Annotated in this window: 13 protein-coding genes; 12 read left to right on the top strand and 1 reads right to left on the bottom strand. The window is 72.0% G+C overall.

Going from position 1 to position 14,424, the window contains the following annotated elements:
• Positions 1-22: 22 nt before the first annotated feature.
• The gene (locus MQV74_RS09510) at positions 23-1,084 is read right to left on the bottom strand and encodes a LacI family DNA-binding transcriptional regulator (protein WP_242715785.1); all 1,062 of its coding nucleotides are present in this window, start codon (positions 1,082-1,084) and stop codon (positions 23-25) included.
• 144 nt (positions 1,085-1,228) lie between these two features.
• Between MQV74_RS09510 and MQV74_RS09505 the strand changes: the two genes are divergently transcribed.
• The 12 genes from MQV74_RS09505 (at position 1,229) to MQV74_RS09450 (ending at position 14,314) form a co-directional block, all read left to right on the top strand.
• Complete coding sequence (locus MQV74_RS09505; RefSeq protein ID WP_242715783.1) at positions 1,229-2,503, top strand: MFS transporter; 1,275 nt, start codon at positions 1,229-1,231, stop codon at positions 2,501-2,503.
• Positions 2,504-2,512: 9 nt separating this feature from the next.
• Positions 2,513-3,874, top strand: a complete 1,362-nt coding sequence (pafA, locus tag MQV74_RS09500; RefSeq protein WP_138958692.1) for a Pup--protein ligase — start codon at positions 2,513-2,515, stop codon at positions 3,872-3,874.
• Positions 3,875-4,049: 175 nt separating this feature from the next.
• On the top strand, positions 4,050-5,042 hold the full coding sequence (locus MQV74_RS09495; RefSeq protein WP_242715781.1) for an FKBP-type peptidyl-prolyl cis-trans isomerase: 993 nt from the start codon (positions 4,050-4,052) through the stop codon (positions 5,040-5,042).
• Between the two features lie 59 nt (positions 5,043-5,101).
• Positions 5,102-5,476, top strand: coding sequence for an FKBP-type peptidyl-prolyl cis-trans isomerase (locus MQV74_RS09490; RefSeq protein ID WP_242715779.1), 375 nt, complete (start codon positions 5,102-5,104; stop codon positions 5,474-5,476).
• Between the two features lie 254 nt (positions 5,477-5,730).
• A complete protein-coding gene (locus MQV74_RS09485) occupies positions 5,731-6,768 on the top strand; it encodes a helix-turn-helix transcriptional regulator (protein WP_242715777.1) in 1,038 nt (345 codons plus the stop codon).
• A 17-nt stretch (positions 6,769-6,785) separates the two neighbouring features.
• Complete coding sequence (locus tag MQV74_RS09480) at positions 6,786-7,823, top strand: helix-turn-helix transcriptional regulator (protein ID WP_242715767.1); 1,038 nt, start codon at positions 6,786-6,788, stop codon at positions 7,821-7,823.
• Positions 7,824-8,385: 562 nt separating this feature from the next.
• Positions 8,386-8,628, top strand: a complete 243-nt coding sequence (locus tag MQV74_RS09475; protein ID WP_242715765.1) for a phage terminase large subunit family protein — start codon at positions 8,386-8,388, stop codon at positions 8,626-8,628.
• Positions 8,629-8,637: 9 nt separating this feature from the next.
• Complete coding sequence (locus tag MQV74_RS09470; protein WP_242715763.1) at positions 8,638-8,835, top strand: hypothetical protein; 198 nt, start codon at positions 8,638-8,640, stop codon at positions 8,833-8,835.
• A gap of 294 nt (positions 8,836-9,129) precedes the next feature.
• A complete protein-coding gene (gene tatA / locus MQV74_RS09465; protein WP_138958688.1) occupies positions 9,130-9,417 on the top strand; it encodes a Sec-independent protein translocase subunit TatA in 288 nt (95 codons plus the stop codon).
• Positions 9,418-9,512: 95 nt separating this feature from the next.
• On the top strand, positions 9,513-10,409 hold the full coding sequence (tatC, locus tag MQV74_RS09460; RefSeq protein ID WP_242728557.1) for a twin-arginine translocase subunit TatC: 897 nt from the start codon (positions 9,513-9,515) through the stop codon (positions 10,407-10,409).
• 101 nt (positions 10,410-10,510) lie between these two features.
• Complete coding sequence (locus tag MQV74_RS09455; RefSeq protein ID WP_242715761.1) at positions 10,511-11,401, top strand: diacylglycerol kinase; 891 nt, start codon at positions 10,511-10,513, stop codon at positions 11,399-11,401.
• 105 nt (positions 11,402-11,506) lie between these two features.
• Positions 11,507-14,314: a DEAD/DEAH box helicase gene (locus tag MQV74_RS09450; protein ID WP_242715754.1), complete on the top strand. Its 2,808-nt coding sequence runs from the start codon at positions 11,507-11,509 to the stop codon at positions 14,312-14,314.
• Positions 14,315-14,424: the final 110 nt, after the last annotated feature.

Below are 14,424 nucleotides of genomic sequence, written 5' to 3'. Positions count from 1 at the left end.
GAGGGCCCCGTGTCCTGGTGCGTCAGCGCCGGGGTGCGGGGCTCTGTGCTGTGGAGCCGCGGACGACGAGCTGGACGGGCAGGGGCGCGGGTTCGGGGGTGTGGCCGTCGAGGACGGCGAGGAGGGTGGCCATGGCCTGTTCGCCGAAGTCCTCGGCGGGCAGCCGGACGGTGGTGAGTTCGGGTTCGACGGCGGTGGCGAGGGTGAGGTCGTCGAAGCCGGTGACGCTGAGGTCGTCGGGGACGTGCAGGCCGAGTCGGCGCGCGGCTTTGCAGGCGCCCGCGGCGAGGACGTCGTCGTCGCAGATGATCGCGGTGGGTCGGGGGCCGGGCGCGGTGAGGGCTGCTTCGGTGGCCGTGCGGGCTTCGTCGATCGTGATGGCGGCCTTGATGGTGCGGTGGTGCGCGCCGGTGCCGTGCAGGGTGGCGGCGAGGGTGTGGCGGCGTACGTCGAAGGTCCAGGAGTCGATGTCCGCGGTGAGGTGGAGCAGGTCGCGGTGGCCGAGGGCGAGGAGGTGCTCGGTGACCTGGCGGGTGCCGTCGGCGATGTCGAGGTTGACGGTGGCGGCGCCGAGGCTGTGGGCGGGGTCGCTGTCGAGCATGACGAGGGGGAGGGCGTCGCCGCGGAGGGTGGCGAGGGCGTCGGAGGCCATGGAGGAGGCGAGGACGCCGTCGAGGGCGGCGCGGGCGGAGCCGAAGGGGTCGCTGACGCGGGGGGCCTGGGTGGTGGATCCGCTGGGGCCGACGCTGTCGGGGGAGGGGTAGAGGACGACGCTGAAGCCGTGTCGGGTGGCGACGCGGGCGGCGCCGGTGTGCAGCCGGGCGAAGAACTCGTTGGTGAGGGCGGGGACGACGAGGAGCGCGGTGCGGGTGCGGCCGAGGCGGAGGTTGCGGGCGGCGAGGTTGGGGCGGTAGCCGAGTTCGCGGGCGGCGGTGCGGACGCGCTCGGCGGTGCGTTCGGCGACGCGGCCCTGCCACTTCTCGCCGAGGACCAGGGAGACGGTGGCCTGGGAGACACCGGCTGCGCGGGCGACGTCGCGGCTGGTGGGGCGGGGGGCCGTGGTGTCGTGCTGGGGCCTTGCCACGGACGTCTCCTGATGTGGGTGGTCGCCGCCGCGGGGCGGAGTACTTGGTGGACTGTGAACAGCGCTCATGGTACGTATGACCCGCGACGTTATACGTAACACTTGTGGCGCTGTGGCGCACGGGCGGGCGAGGAGAGCTCACTGATGGCTTCCGGTTACGGCGAGATCCTGCGCGCGCGGTACGCGACGCGGCTGCTCGCGGGCACACTTGTGGGCCGTTTGCCCAATGCGACGGCGGCGATCGCCATCGTCCTCTTCGTCCGCGCGGAGGGCGGGACGTACAGCCTGGCGGGGGCGCTCGCGGCGGTGTACGGAGTGGCGACGGCGGTGGGCCAGCCCCTGCTGGGGCGGCTGGTGGACCTGTACGGGCAGCCGCGGGTGATGCTGCCGTCGGCGGTGGCGTCGGCGCTCGGCATGGCGCTCTTCGCGGTCGCGGGGCCGAACGCGCCGGTCGCCGCGTATCTCGCGATGGTCATCGCCGGAGTGTTCACACCGCCCCTGGAGGGCGGTCTGCGGGCGCTGTGGCCGGACGTGCTCGGCAAGGAGGAGCAGGTCCACACGGCGTACGCGATGGACGCGGTGGCGCAGGAAGTGATGTTCACCGTCGGTCCGTTGCTGGTGACGGGCATCGTGTCGCTGTGGTCGGCGCAGGCGGCGCTCCTGGTGGTGAACGTCATCGGGGTGCTCGGCGCGCTGTCGGTGGTGGTGTCGCGGCCGTCGCGCGCGTGGCGCTCGGCGCCCCGGGAGGCGCACTGGCTCGGGGCCCTGCGCTCGCCGGGGCTGCTCGCGCTCCTCGGCGCGTTCCTGTGCGTGGGGACGGCGCTCGGGGCGATCACGGTGGCGGGCGTCGGCTACGCGGACGCGCACGGCGGTGACGCGGTCTACGGCTGGATGATGGCGGGCCTGGGCCTGGGGGCCCTGCTGGGCGGCGTGGTCTACGGGGCACGGCAGTGGAGCGGGGTGCCGGAGCGGCGCCTGGTGGTCCTGGTGGCGCTGCTCGCGGTCTTCTATCTGCCGCTGGTCCTTACGCCGGATGCGGTGGGGATGGTGGTGCTGACGTCGTTGGCGGGGGTGTTCCTCGCGCCGGCGCTCGCGTGCGCGTTCATCGTGGTGGACCGGCACGCTCCGCGGGGCACGGTCACGGAGGCGTTCTCGTGGCTGGTGACGACGTTCACGGTGGGGACGGCGGTGGGGACGGCGGCCGGTGGGCCGGTGGTGGAGCGGGGCGGCCCGGAGTGGGGTTTCGCGGTGCCGGGCCTCGCGGGAGCGGCCGCCGTGCTGGTGCTGCTGTGCACCAGGAGGGTGCTCGTGGTGCGTGGTACGGGTGTGGTCGTCGCGGCCGAGGCCGGTGCGAGCTCTTCGGAAACTGATCGAAACGGTACCGTCGAACCCGGTTTCAGTGCGGGGCATCGGGCGTAATGTTCTGGCATGGACCGCCGCATTTTCGGGCTGGAGAACGAGTACGGTGTCACGTGCACGTTCAGGGGACAGCGCCGTCTGTCGCCTGACGAAGTGGCGCGCTACCTCTTCCGCCGTGTTGTGTCATGGGGCCGCAGCAGCAACGTCTTTCTGCGGAACGGCGCCCGCCTGTATCTCGACGTGGGCTCACACCCGGAATACGCGACACCCGAGTGTGACAACGTGACCGAGCTGGTCACCCACGACAAGGCCGGCGAGCGCATTCTGGAAGGCCTGCTCGTCGACGCCGAGCGCCGCCTGCACGAGGAGGGAATCGCGGGCGACGTCTATCTGTTCAAGAACAACACCGACTCGGCGGGAAACTCATATGGTTGCCATGAGAACTATCTCGTGGCGCGGCACGGTGAGTTCTCGCGCCTCGCGGACATCCTGATTCCGTTCCTCGTCACCCGGCAGTTGCTGTGCGGTGCGGGCAAGGTGCTGCAGACGCCGCGGGGTGCCGTCTACTGCGTGAGCCAGCGGGCGGAGCACATCTGGGAGGGCGTGTCGTCGGCGACGACGCGGTCCCGTCCCATCATCAACACGCGTGACGAGCCGCACGCGGACGCCGAGCGCTACCGCCGTCTGCACGTGATCGTCGGCGACTCGAACATGTCCGAGACGACGATGCTCCTGAAGGTCGGCGCGACCGACCTGGTGCTCCGCATGATCGAGGCGGGCACGGTGATGCGGGACCTGACCCTGGAGAATCCGATCCGGGCGATCCGCGAGGTCAGCCACGACACGACGGGCCGCCGCAAGGTCCGCCTCGCCAGTGGCCGGGAGGCCTCGGCCCTGGAGGTCCAGCGCGAGTACTACGAGAAGGCGGTGGACTTCGTCGAGCGCCGCGGCATCCGCACGGGCACGGTCGAGCGCGTCCTGGAGCTGTGGGGGCGCACTCTGGACTCGATCGAGTCCGAGGACCTGGACCGCATCGCCACGGAGATCGACTGGGTGATGAAGTACAAGCTCATCGAGCGCTACCGGGCGAAGAACAACATGACGATGTCGCACCCGAGGGTCGCCCAGATAGACCTCGCGTACCACGACATCCACCGCCGCCGGGGTCTGTACTACCTCCTGGAGCGCAAGGGGCAAGCCGCCCGGATCTGCAACGACTTGAAGATCTTCGAGGGCAAGTCGGTGCCGCCGCAGACGACCCGGGCGCGGCTGCGCGGCGACTTCATCCGCCGGGCCCAGGAGCAGCGCCGGGACTTCACGGTCGACTGGGTGCACCTGAAGCTGAACGACCAGGCGCAGCGCACGGTGTTGTGCAAGGACCCGTTCCGTTCGGTGGACGACCGGGTGGAGAAGCTCATCGCCGGGATGTGAGGGGTCGGCGGGCCGGGGCCTGCCGTCGTTCGGCCGGTCCCTGGGGCCGGTGAGACGTCAGTGCGTGGCGGGAACGCAACGCGGGGCGCCGCACGTTCCTCGTGCGGCGCCCTTCTCACTGCGTAGAGTTGCGCGCACGCCAACTGACAAGATCGAACGATACGAGGCCCCCACCGTGCGCCGACGCTCACTCCTCCTGGCCGTTCCGGCCGGCCTGCTGACCCTGGCCGGATGTGGTGACGACAAGTCCGACAAGGCCAAGTCCAAGGACAGCAGCTCCCCGACGAATTCCACGCCTCCCAAGGGCAAGATCGTCGACGGCCCTGTGCCCGAGATCACGAAGGGCACGAAGTTCGGTGAGAAGCCGACGGTGGCCAAGGGTTCGGGCAAGCCGTCCACCGATCTCGCGGTGAAGACGATCATCGCGGGCAAGGGCGTCGAGGTCGCCAAGGGCGACTATCTCCAGGCCCACTATCTGGGCCAGATCTGGGACACCGCGAAGGTCTTCGACAACTCCTACGACCGAAAGGCGCCCACGATCTTCCCGATCGGCGTCGGCCAGGTCATCCCCGGCTGGGACCAGGGTCTGGTGGGCAAGAAGGTCGACAGCCGCGTCGAGCTCGCCATCCCCCCGGCCCTCGGCTACGGCAAGGAGGGCAACAAGCAGGCGGGCATCAAGGGCACGGACACCCTGGTCTTCGTCGTCGACATCGTGAACACGTACGGCCCGAAGAGCTCCGCCAAGGGCGACGACGTCGCGCAGGACAACAAGGACCTGCCGAAGGTCGGGACGAACACCGATGGCAAGGCCCCCAAGGTCGACGTGCCGAAGACGGCCGCCCCCAAGAAGGTCGTGGCGAGCTACGTCATCGAGGGCGAGGGCGACGAGGTCAAGGAGAGCGACACGCTCCTGTGCCAGTACAAGGGCGTCCTGTGGGCGGACGGCAAGGAGTTCGACTCCTCGTACAAGAGCGGTCAGCTCGCGCAGTTCCAGCTCGCTCAGGTCATCCCGGGCTGGCGCCAGGGTCTGACCGGCAAGAAGGTCGGCAGCCGCGTCCTGGTCGTCGTCCCGCCGAAGGACGGGTACGCGGACAAGCCGCCGCAGAACAGCCCCATCAAGAAGGACTCCACGCTCGTCTTCTCGGTGGACATCCTCGCGAAGATGTGAGGCCGCGGGATGGCAGACTGTCCCGGTTGTCCTTATCGCTATGAGCAGGAGCTAGTCACGTGAACATCGACAAGCCCGAGATCGACTTCCCCGAGGGCCCGGCTCCCACGGAGCTCCAGATCGACGAGATCTGGGAGGGCGACGGCGCGGTGGCCAAGGCGGGCGACTTCGTCAAGGTCCACTACGTGGGCGTGTCCTTCTCCTCCGGCGAGGAGTTCGACGCTTCCTGGAACCGCGGCAACCCGCTGGAGTTCCAGCTCGGTGCCGGTCAGGTCATCGCGGGCTGGGACCAGGGCGTGCAGGGCATGAAGGTCGGCGGGCGCCGCAAGCTGACGATCCCGGCGCACCTGGCGTACGGCGACCGTGGCGCCGGTGGCGGCCGCATCGCCCCGGGCGAGACGCTGATCTTCGTCTGTGACCTCGTCTCCGTCTGAGACGGCTGACCCGGCCGCGGGGGCTCGTGCCGTGCGGCCGGAGGTGTCCGCGGGGGCCCGTGCCGGTGTCGGCACGGGCCCCCGCGTCGTCTTCCGCGGCCGTCGGCGGACGGCCGCCGGGGCGTGCGCCGTGCCCTCGGCTTTTGCCACGACACGCCGTAGCGGTACGGTCATCGTTCGGAAGCACTGGTGAGCGGGGCACCTGGGGCGGCGGGCGGTCGTCCACCGGGGAGCACGGCCGAGAAAGGGCGTCGATGGCCATTGCCAAGGCCGAGCGGCTGATGAGTCTGGCGCTGTGTCTGCTCGGGACGAGGCGTCCGCTCAGCAAGCGTGAGCTTCGGGAGTCGATCGAGGCGTACGTCGAGGCGTTCGGGCCGGGAAGGGGTGCCGCCTTCGGGCCCGGGCGGGGTGCCGCCGGGTCCGGCAAGGGCGCGGCCGCCGGGCCGGGGGCCGCCGCCGAGGAGTCCTTCAACCGCATGTTCGAGCGCGACAAGGACGATCTGCGGGAGCTGGGCCTCGTCATCGAGACGGTGGAGAACCTGGACGGCGAGACGGGCTATCTCGCGCGCCGGGACAGCAACCGGCTGCCGCCGATCACGCTGGACGCCGAGGAGGCCGCGGCGCTCGGCGTCGCCGCGAAGGTGTGGCAGCAGGCGAGGCTCGCCGGTGCCGCGAGCGGCGCGCTGCACAAGCTGCGGGCGGCCGGGCTGCCCGAGGGCGTCGATCCGTACGAGGCGCACGGCGCCCTGGAGCCGCGCATCCCCGTGCACGAGGCGGCGTTCGAACCGCTGATGCTGGCGTGCCGCGACCGCAGGCCGGTCGTCTTCGACTACCGCAAGGCGACGGCGGCCCGGCCCGAGCAGCGCCACGTCGAGCCGTGGGCGCTCGAGTGCTGGCGCGGCCACTGGTATCTGGCGGGCTGGGACCGGGACCGCGAGGACGAGCGGGTCTTCCGGCTCTCCCGCATCACGGGCAAGGTCCGCTCGCGGGCGGGCAAGTTCCGGGCCGAGGTGCCCGACGTGGTGACCGTGCGGGAGACCGTGGCGAGCTGGGCGGGCGAGAAGGCGGACCGCACCGCGCTGATCCGGCTGCGCAGGGGCGCGGGCTATCCGCTGCGCGCGCGGGCCGTGGGCACGCGGGCGCTGGACGGCGACTGGGACGAGCTGGAGATTCCGTACGGACACGGGCTCGACGCCTGGCTGGTGGAGTTCGGGCCCGACGTGGTGGTGCTTGAGCCCGCCGAGCTGCGGGCCGACGTGGTGGACCGGCTGCGTGCCGTGGCCAAGGGCTGAGGGGACGAGAGCGAGCAATGGCCGCGAACGCCATCGACCAGACCCGGCGGATGCTGTCCCTGGTGACGTATCTGCGCGAGCGCCCCGGGGCGCGCGTCGCGGACGTCGCGCGGGCCTTCGGCATCAGCCAGGACGAGCTGATCTCCGACCTGGACGTCCTGCCGCTGTGCGGGACCAGCTTCCGCGGGGGCGACCTGCTCGACATCGACACGGACGGCGACCGCATCTGGTGGCACAATCCGGACGCGCTGGGGGCGGACGCGGCGGAGCCGCTGCGGCTCGCCGCCGACGAGGCGACGGCGCTGCTCGTGGCGGCGCGCGCGGTGGCGACGCTGCCGGGGCTGCGCGAGAGCGACCGCCTCGCCCTGCTGCGGGCCACCGCGAAGCTGGAGGCGGCGGCCGGTGAGGCGGCCGGTGCCAGCTCGCGGCTCTCGGTGACGTTCGAGTCCGAGGGCGGGGTCTTCGCCGATGTGGACCGGGCGATCTCGGAGCGGCGCAGGCTGTGGATCCGCTACTACTCGCCCGCGCGCGACGAGCTGACCGAGCGCGAGATCGACCCGATCCGGCTGGTGAGCGTCGGCCACACCTATGTGGAGGCGTGGTGCCGCCGCTCCGAGGCGCGGCGCACCTTCCGGCTCGACCGGGTCGCCGAGATCAAGGTCCTGGACGAGCCGTCCGCGCCGCCCGAGATCGAGCTGCGGGACCTGTCGGAGGCGTTGGTGCAGCCCGCCGCCGAGGATCCCGAGGTGGTCGTGGAGGTGGGTCCCGGCGGCCGCTGGGTCGCGGAGTACTACCCGCACGACAGCGCGGAGGAGCTGCCCGACGGCGGTCTGCGCATCACTCTGCGCACCCCCGACCCGGCGTCGCTGCGGCGTCTGGCGCTGCGCCTGGGCGGCGACGGCCGCATCGTCTCGCCGCGGGACCTGGCGGACAGCGCCCGTGAGGCCGCCCGCGAGGCGCTGGCCGCGTACGACGGGCTGCCGTGCGAGGGCGAGCGGGACGGGCGCGAGCCCCTCGCGCCGGGTCCCGGCGCGTCGGGTGAGGGTGGGGCGTGAGGGCGCGGGGCACGGTGAGAGGGCGTGCGGGGGCGGGTCGTCCGGAAGCCGGCGCCCGTAGCAGGTGCTCCCGTGGGGCGCGGATGCCGGTCGGCGGTGGCCGTGACCGGGGCCGGGGGAGCGGTGCCGTCCGGCGCGGTCGCGCGGTTCGGCCCAGGGGCGCGGACGCGGTGGCGCCGGGGGCCGCGGGCGCGGGGTGGATTCCGTTCTCGGCAGGGCGTGACCGAGCGTCGTCGGGCGGGCTCGCACCCGGACCTGACCGTGGGTCATCGGGCCAGTTCGGGCCGGGGCGCGACCCGGCGGCCCGACGCGACCCCTCTGCCGTGTGCGACCGCGTGCCCGGGCGTGACCGTGCGCCGGGGCACGACCGTGCGCCGAAGCGGTGGTGCGGGCCGAGGTGCGACCGTGTGCCGACGCACACCGGCGAGGTGCGACGCGGGACGGGGCCGCGGCGGACCGGAGCGGGGCCGCGGCGCCCGCGCGGTGGTGCGTGGGAACCCGCGCGGTGGAGTGTGGAGAGCGCGGAGAACAGAGCTGAGGAGACCTGCACAGTATGTCACTGATGCCCCTTACGTCCCGCCCGGTGGCCGTCCTCTTCAAGGCCGCCTGCCCCGACTGCCGCGCGCGCTTCGAACTGGCGGCGGGCGCGCTGCGGTTGGCGATCGGTGCCAGCCGCCGCACCACCTTCTACTCCTTCACCTGCCCCGAGTGCGGCACCGCCGTGCGCAAGCCCGCGGGGGAGCGCATCGTCGAACTCCTCACCGGTGGCGGGGTGCGGACGCTGCGCCTGCACTCCACCGTCTAGGCTCGACGCATGTTCTGGGCGATGCTGGCGGTGACCGTGGGATTCTGCGGTCTCGCCGTTCTGGGTGTGTTCGCGATCAAGGTCTTCGTGGAGGCCCAGCGGCTCGGGCGGCAAGTGACCGAGACCACACGGCGCATCAACCGCGCGGCCGAGGACCTGGAGCGGGCGGCTGCCGGGGTGGTCCGCGCGAGCCGGGACGTCGGCTGAGCGCACGCGGCGCGCGGACGCCGGGCGGGCGCGGGGAGACACCGGACCGGACCGCGGGGCGACTTGCCGAGGTGGCCGTCGCCCACCGTCATGCGGCCTGCCGCCTTCCCCGACCCTCCGGGTACGCTGCTGAAGTGGTCCGAAATGTGAGGCGCGGGCCGCAACTGGGAGTATGCACGGGGATTGCCCCGCGTTTACTCCAGGGGGTTACGATCGCTGCCAAGCCCGGTGGTCGGACGACTGTCCGACAGCCGGTCCCGAAATCTGACGCCTCGGTGAAGAAGGTAGACAGCTATGGGTAGGCTCGGCCCCACCGAGATCATCCTGATCCTCGTCATCCTGGTCCTGCTCTTCGGTGCGAAGAAGCTCCCGGACATGGCCCGGTCCCTCGGCAAGTCGGCGCGCATCCTCAAGAGCGAGGCCAAGGCGATGAAGTCGGACGGCAAGCAGGACGAGGCCGCCCCGGCCGACCCGCCCGCCGACACGACGGCTCCGCAGCAGCGCACCATCCAGGCGGCTCCCGGCGATGTGAGCAGCTCCCGTCCGGTCGCCGAGCCGACCGACCACACGACGAAGCGCTGACCCAAGGCCGGCCCCGGCGGTCGGCCTGCCGCACGAGATGAGGACGTGGGTTGCTCAAGTCTGCCCGCAAGAAGGAGAGGGACCCCGAGGGGCGGATGCCTCTCGCGGACCATTTGCGTGAGCTCCGCAACCGGCTCGCGAAGGGAATGCTGGCGATCGTCGTCGTGTCGATCATCGCCGCGTTCTACAGCGAGGAACTCATGGAGTTCCTCTCCGACCCCGTGCCGCGCTGCGAGGACGGAAAGCCCACCACGGGCGGCGTCTGCGCCAAGGTCGCGTACATGGACCTGCTCTCGCCGTTCACCACGACGGTGAAGGTCTCCCTCATGGTCGGTGTCGTGGTGGCCAGCCCCGTCTGGCTGTACCAGCTCTGGGCCTTCGTCGCGCCCGGCCTGCACAAGCACGAGCGCAAGTACACCTACGCCTTCGTCGCCGCGGCCGTGCCGCTGTTCTTCGGCGGCGCCTGGCTGGCGTACGAGATCATGCCCATCAGCATGCGGGTGCTGCTGAGCATCACGCCGGACGGCTCGGAGAACATCCTGCCGATGGACAAGATCCTGGACTTCAGCGTCCGGATGGTCCTGGTCTTCGGCGTCTCCTTCGAACTGCCCCTGCTGCTCGTCATGTTGAACATGACGGGCATCGTCACCGGACGCCGCATGCTCACCTGGTGGCGCGGTGTCGTGATGGGCGTGTTCGTCTTCGGCGCCGTGGCGACGCCGACGACCGACCCGTTCGGCATGATCGCCCTCGCCGGCCCCATCGTGGTCCTGTACTTCCTGGCCGTCGGCTTCTCCATCCTCAACGACAAGCGTCGCCGCCGCGCCGACCCGGACGCGGAGCTGGACGACGACGAGGCCTCCGAGCTCGACCTCACGCCGCAGCCGGTGGACGACAGCGAGCCCGTCCCCGCGGCCAGGACCGTGCCGGAGCAGGTGAACGGCGACAGCGGCCGCTCACCGAAGTACAACGGCTACGACGACGTCACCTGACCCCCGGCGTCATCGGGAGCGCAGCAGAGCACAGGGGCCGGACGCCCGCCGCGTCCGGCCCCTTCTGGTTGGCGGGCGGCGCGCTGTGTAGGGTCCGCCCAGTGACCAGCGAGATCACCCTCTTCGTGAATCCCACCGCGGGCCGGGGCCGCGGCGCGCACGCTGCCCAGCCCGCCGCCGCGGCGCTGCGCGCGTCCGGCTTCTCGGTGCGCACCGTCATCGGCGAGGACGCCGGGGACGCGCTGCGCCGGGCCCGTGCCGCCGTCGACGGCGGCACCGGGGCGCTGATAGCCGTCGGCGGCGACGGCATGGCGAGCCTCGCCCTCCAGGCCGTCGCCGGGACCCGCACCCCGCTCGGCGTGATCGCCGTGGGCACGGGCAACGACTTCGCGCGCGCCCTCGGCCTGCCCGTGCGCGCGCCCGCGGCCGCCGGGGCGCTGGTCGCCGACGCGCTCAAGGGCGCCCGGACGCGGGACGTCGACCTCGGCCGGGTGGGGGAGACCTGGTTCGGCACGGTCCTCGCCTCCGGCTTCGACTCGCGGGTCAACGACCGCGGCAACCGCATGCGGTGGCCCACCGGACGCTTCAAGTACGACCTGGCGATGGTCGCCGAACTGGCCGCCCTCGAACCCATCCCGTACCGCCTGACCCTCGACGGCGGCGAGGTGCGCGAGATCGAGGCCACGCTGGTCGCGGTCGGCAACGGCTCCTCGTACGGGGGCGGCATGCGGATCTGCGCCGGGGCCGACCCGAGCGACGGCCTCTTCGACGTCACGGTCGTCGGCGCCTGCAGCCGCACCACGCTCCTGACGGTGTTCCCGCGGGTCTACAGAGGAACGCATCTGGGCCATCCCAAGGTCACCGTGCACCGTGCCGTGAAGGTCGAGCTCGCGGCCGCGGGCGTCACCGCGTACGCCGACGGGGAGCGGCTCGGGGCGCTGCCCGTGACGGCGGAGTGCGTCCCCGCGGCCGTCCGGGTCCTCGGTCCCTGAAGGGGCGGCTCCCGACCGGGAGCCACGCCCCTGACCTGGTGTTCTTCCGTCGGCCCCGATAATGATCGTCCGATGTCAGCGGTGGCCGGTAGGCTCGAAAGCACGATGACAGAGGACCTCTCACCGGCCGAGCGATATGCGGCAGCGCGGCAGCGCGCTGCCGAGCAGGCCACCGCACTCGCGTCCTTCCGCGAGATGTACGAATTCGGCCTCGACCCCTTCCAGATCGAGGCCTGTCAGGCACTCGAGGCGGGCAAGGGCGTGCTGGTCGCCGCGCCCACGGGCTCCGGCAAGACGATCGTCGGCGAGTTCGCCGTGCACCTCGCCCTCCAGCAGGGCAAGAAGTGCTTCTACACCACGCCGATCAAGGCGCTCTCCAACCAGAAGTACGCCGACCTCGCCAAGCGCTACGGCGCGGACCGCGTCGGCCTGCTCACCGGTGACAACAGCGTCAACTCCGAGGCGCCGGTGGTCGTCATGACCACCGAGGTCCTGCGGAACATGCTGTACTCGGGCTCCCAGTCCCTGCTCGGCCTCGGCTACGTGGTCATGGACGAGGTGCACTACCTCTCGGACCGCTTCCGAGGCGCCGTCTGGGAGGAAGTGATCATCCACCTGCCGGAGTCGGTCACGCTGGTCTCCCTCTCGGCCACGGTGTCGAACGCCGAGGAGTTCGGCGACTGGCTCGACACGGTCCGGGGCGACACCGAAGTGATCGTCTCCGAGCACCGGCCGGTGCCGCTGTTCCAGCACGTCCTCGCCGGCCGGCGGATGTACGACCTCTTCGAGGAGGAGGGCCGCCGCAAGACGGTCAACCCCGATCTGACCCGCATGGCCCGCATGGAGGCCAGCCGGGGGTACAACCCGCGCGAGCGCCGCAAGGGCAAGATGGTCCGCGAGGCCGACCGCGAGCGCGAGCGCCGCCAGCGGTCCCGGATCTGGACGCCCTCGCGCCCCGAAGTCATCGAGCGGCTGGACGCCGAGGGCCTGCTGCCCGCCATCACGTTCATCTTCAGCCGCGCGGGCTGCGAGGCCGCCGTCCAGCAGTGCCTGTACGCGGGCCTGCGGCTGAACGACGACACGGCGCGCCTGGCGGTCCGTGAACTGGTCGAGGAGCGCACGGCCTCCATTCCGAACGAGGACCTGCACGTCCTCGGGTACTACGAGTGGCTGGAGGCCCTGGAGCGCGGCATCGCCGCCCACCACGCGGGCATGCTGCCCACCTTCAAGGAGGTCGTGGAGGAGCTGTTCGTCCGCGGTCTGGTCAAGGCCGTCTTCGCCACGGAGACCCTCGCCCTCGGCATCAACATGCCCGCGCGCAGCGTCGTCCTGGAAAAGCTCGTGAAGTGGAACGGCGAGCAGCACGCCGACATCACCCCGGGCGAGTACACCCAGCTGACCGGCCGCGCCGGACGCCGGGGCATCGACGTCGAGGGCCACGCGGTGGTGCTCTGGCAGCGCGCCATGAGCCCCGAGCACCTGGCGGGCCTCGCGGGCACGCGCACCTATCCGCTGCGCTCCAGCTTCAAGCCGTCGTACAACATGGCGGTGAACCTGGTCGCGCAGTTCGGCCGCCACCGCTCGCGCGAGCTCCTGGAGACGTCCTTCGCGCAGTTCCAGGCCGACCGCTCGGTCGTCGGCATCTCCCGCCAGGTGCAGCGCAACGAGGAGGGCCTGGAGGGCTACCAGGCCTCCATGACCTGCCACCTCGGCGACTTCGAGGAGTACGCGCGGCTGCGCAGGGAGCTCAAGGACCGCGAGACCGAGCTGGCCAAGCAGGGTGTCGTGCAGCGCAGGGCCGCCGCGGCGGCCGCCCTGGAGAAGCTCAAGCCGGGTGACGTGATCCACGTGCCGACGGGCAAGTACGCGGGCCTCGCCCTGGTCCTCGACCCCGGCCTGCCCGCCGGGCGGGCCAACGGCCACCGCGGCTTCGACCACCAGGACGGCCCGCGCCCCCTGGTGCTCACCGCCGAGCGGCAGGTCAAGCGGCTCGCGGCGATGGACTTCCCGGTGCCGGTGGAGCCCGTGGAGCGGATGCGCATCCCCAAGTCGTTCAACGCCCGCTCCCCGCAGTCCCGGCGCGACCTGGCCTCCGCGCTGCGCACCAAGGCCGGGCACATCGCGCCCGAGCGGCACCGCAAGGGCCGCGCGGCCGCCGCCGACGACCGGGAGATCGCCCGGCTGCGCACCGAGCTGCGCGCCCACCCCTGCCACGGCTGCGACGAGCGCGAGGACCACGCCCGCTGGGCCGAGCGCTACCACCGCCTCAAGCGCGACACGCACCAGCTGGAGCGCCGCATCGAGGGCCGGACGAACACCGTCGCGCGCACCTTCGACCGCATCGTCGCCCTCCTCACCGAGCTGGACTATCTGCGCGGCGACGAGGTCACCGAGCACGGCAAGCGCCTCGCCCGGCTGTACGGCGAGCTGGACCTGCTGGCGAGCGAGTGCCTGCGCGCCCAGGTGTGGGAGGGCCTCGACCCCGCCGAACTGGCCGCGTGCGTCTCGGCGTTGGTGTACGAGGCCCGGCTCAGCGACGACGCGCTCGCGCCCAAGCTGCCCTCGGGCAAGGCCAAGGCCGCCCTCGGCGAGACGGTGCGCATCTGGGGCCGCCTCGACGCGCTCGAGGAGGAGTTCCGGATCAGCCAGACCGAGGGCGTCGGCCAGCGCGAGCCCGATCTGGGCTTCGCCTGGGCGGCGTACATGTGGGCGAGCGGCAAGGGGCTCGACGAGGTGCTGCGCGAGGCGGAGATGCCCGCCGGCGACTTCGTGCGCTGGTGCAAGCAGGTCATCGACGTGCTCGGGCAGATCTCCGCGGCGGCCTCCGGCGAGGGCGGCACGGTCGCGAGGAACGCCCGCAAGGCCGTCGACCAGCTGCTGCGCGGAGTGGTGGCGTACAGCTCCGTCGGCTGAGCGCGGCGCCGTCCGCGCGGACGGCGAGTGAAGGGTGTGGCCCCCGCCGGGTGACTCGGCGGGGGCCACTCGCGTACCGGCCGGGGCCGTCGCGGGCGCCGGGGGTTGAC

Origin of the sequence: Streptomyces sp. AN091965 (genome assembly GCF_022698285.1) — a bacterium.
Lineage (GTDB): Bacteria > Actinomycetota > Actinomycetes > Streptomycetales > Streptomycetaceae > Streptomyces.
Note: the sequence above shows the minus strand (reverse complement) of the source record. Positions and strands in the feature narration are given on the sequence as shown.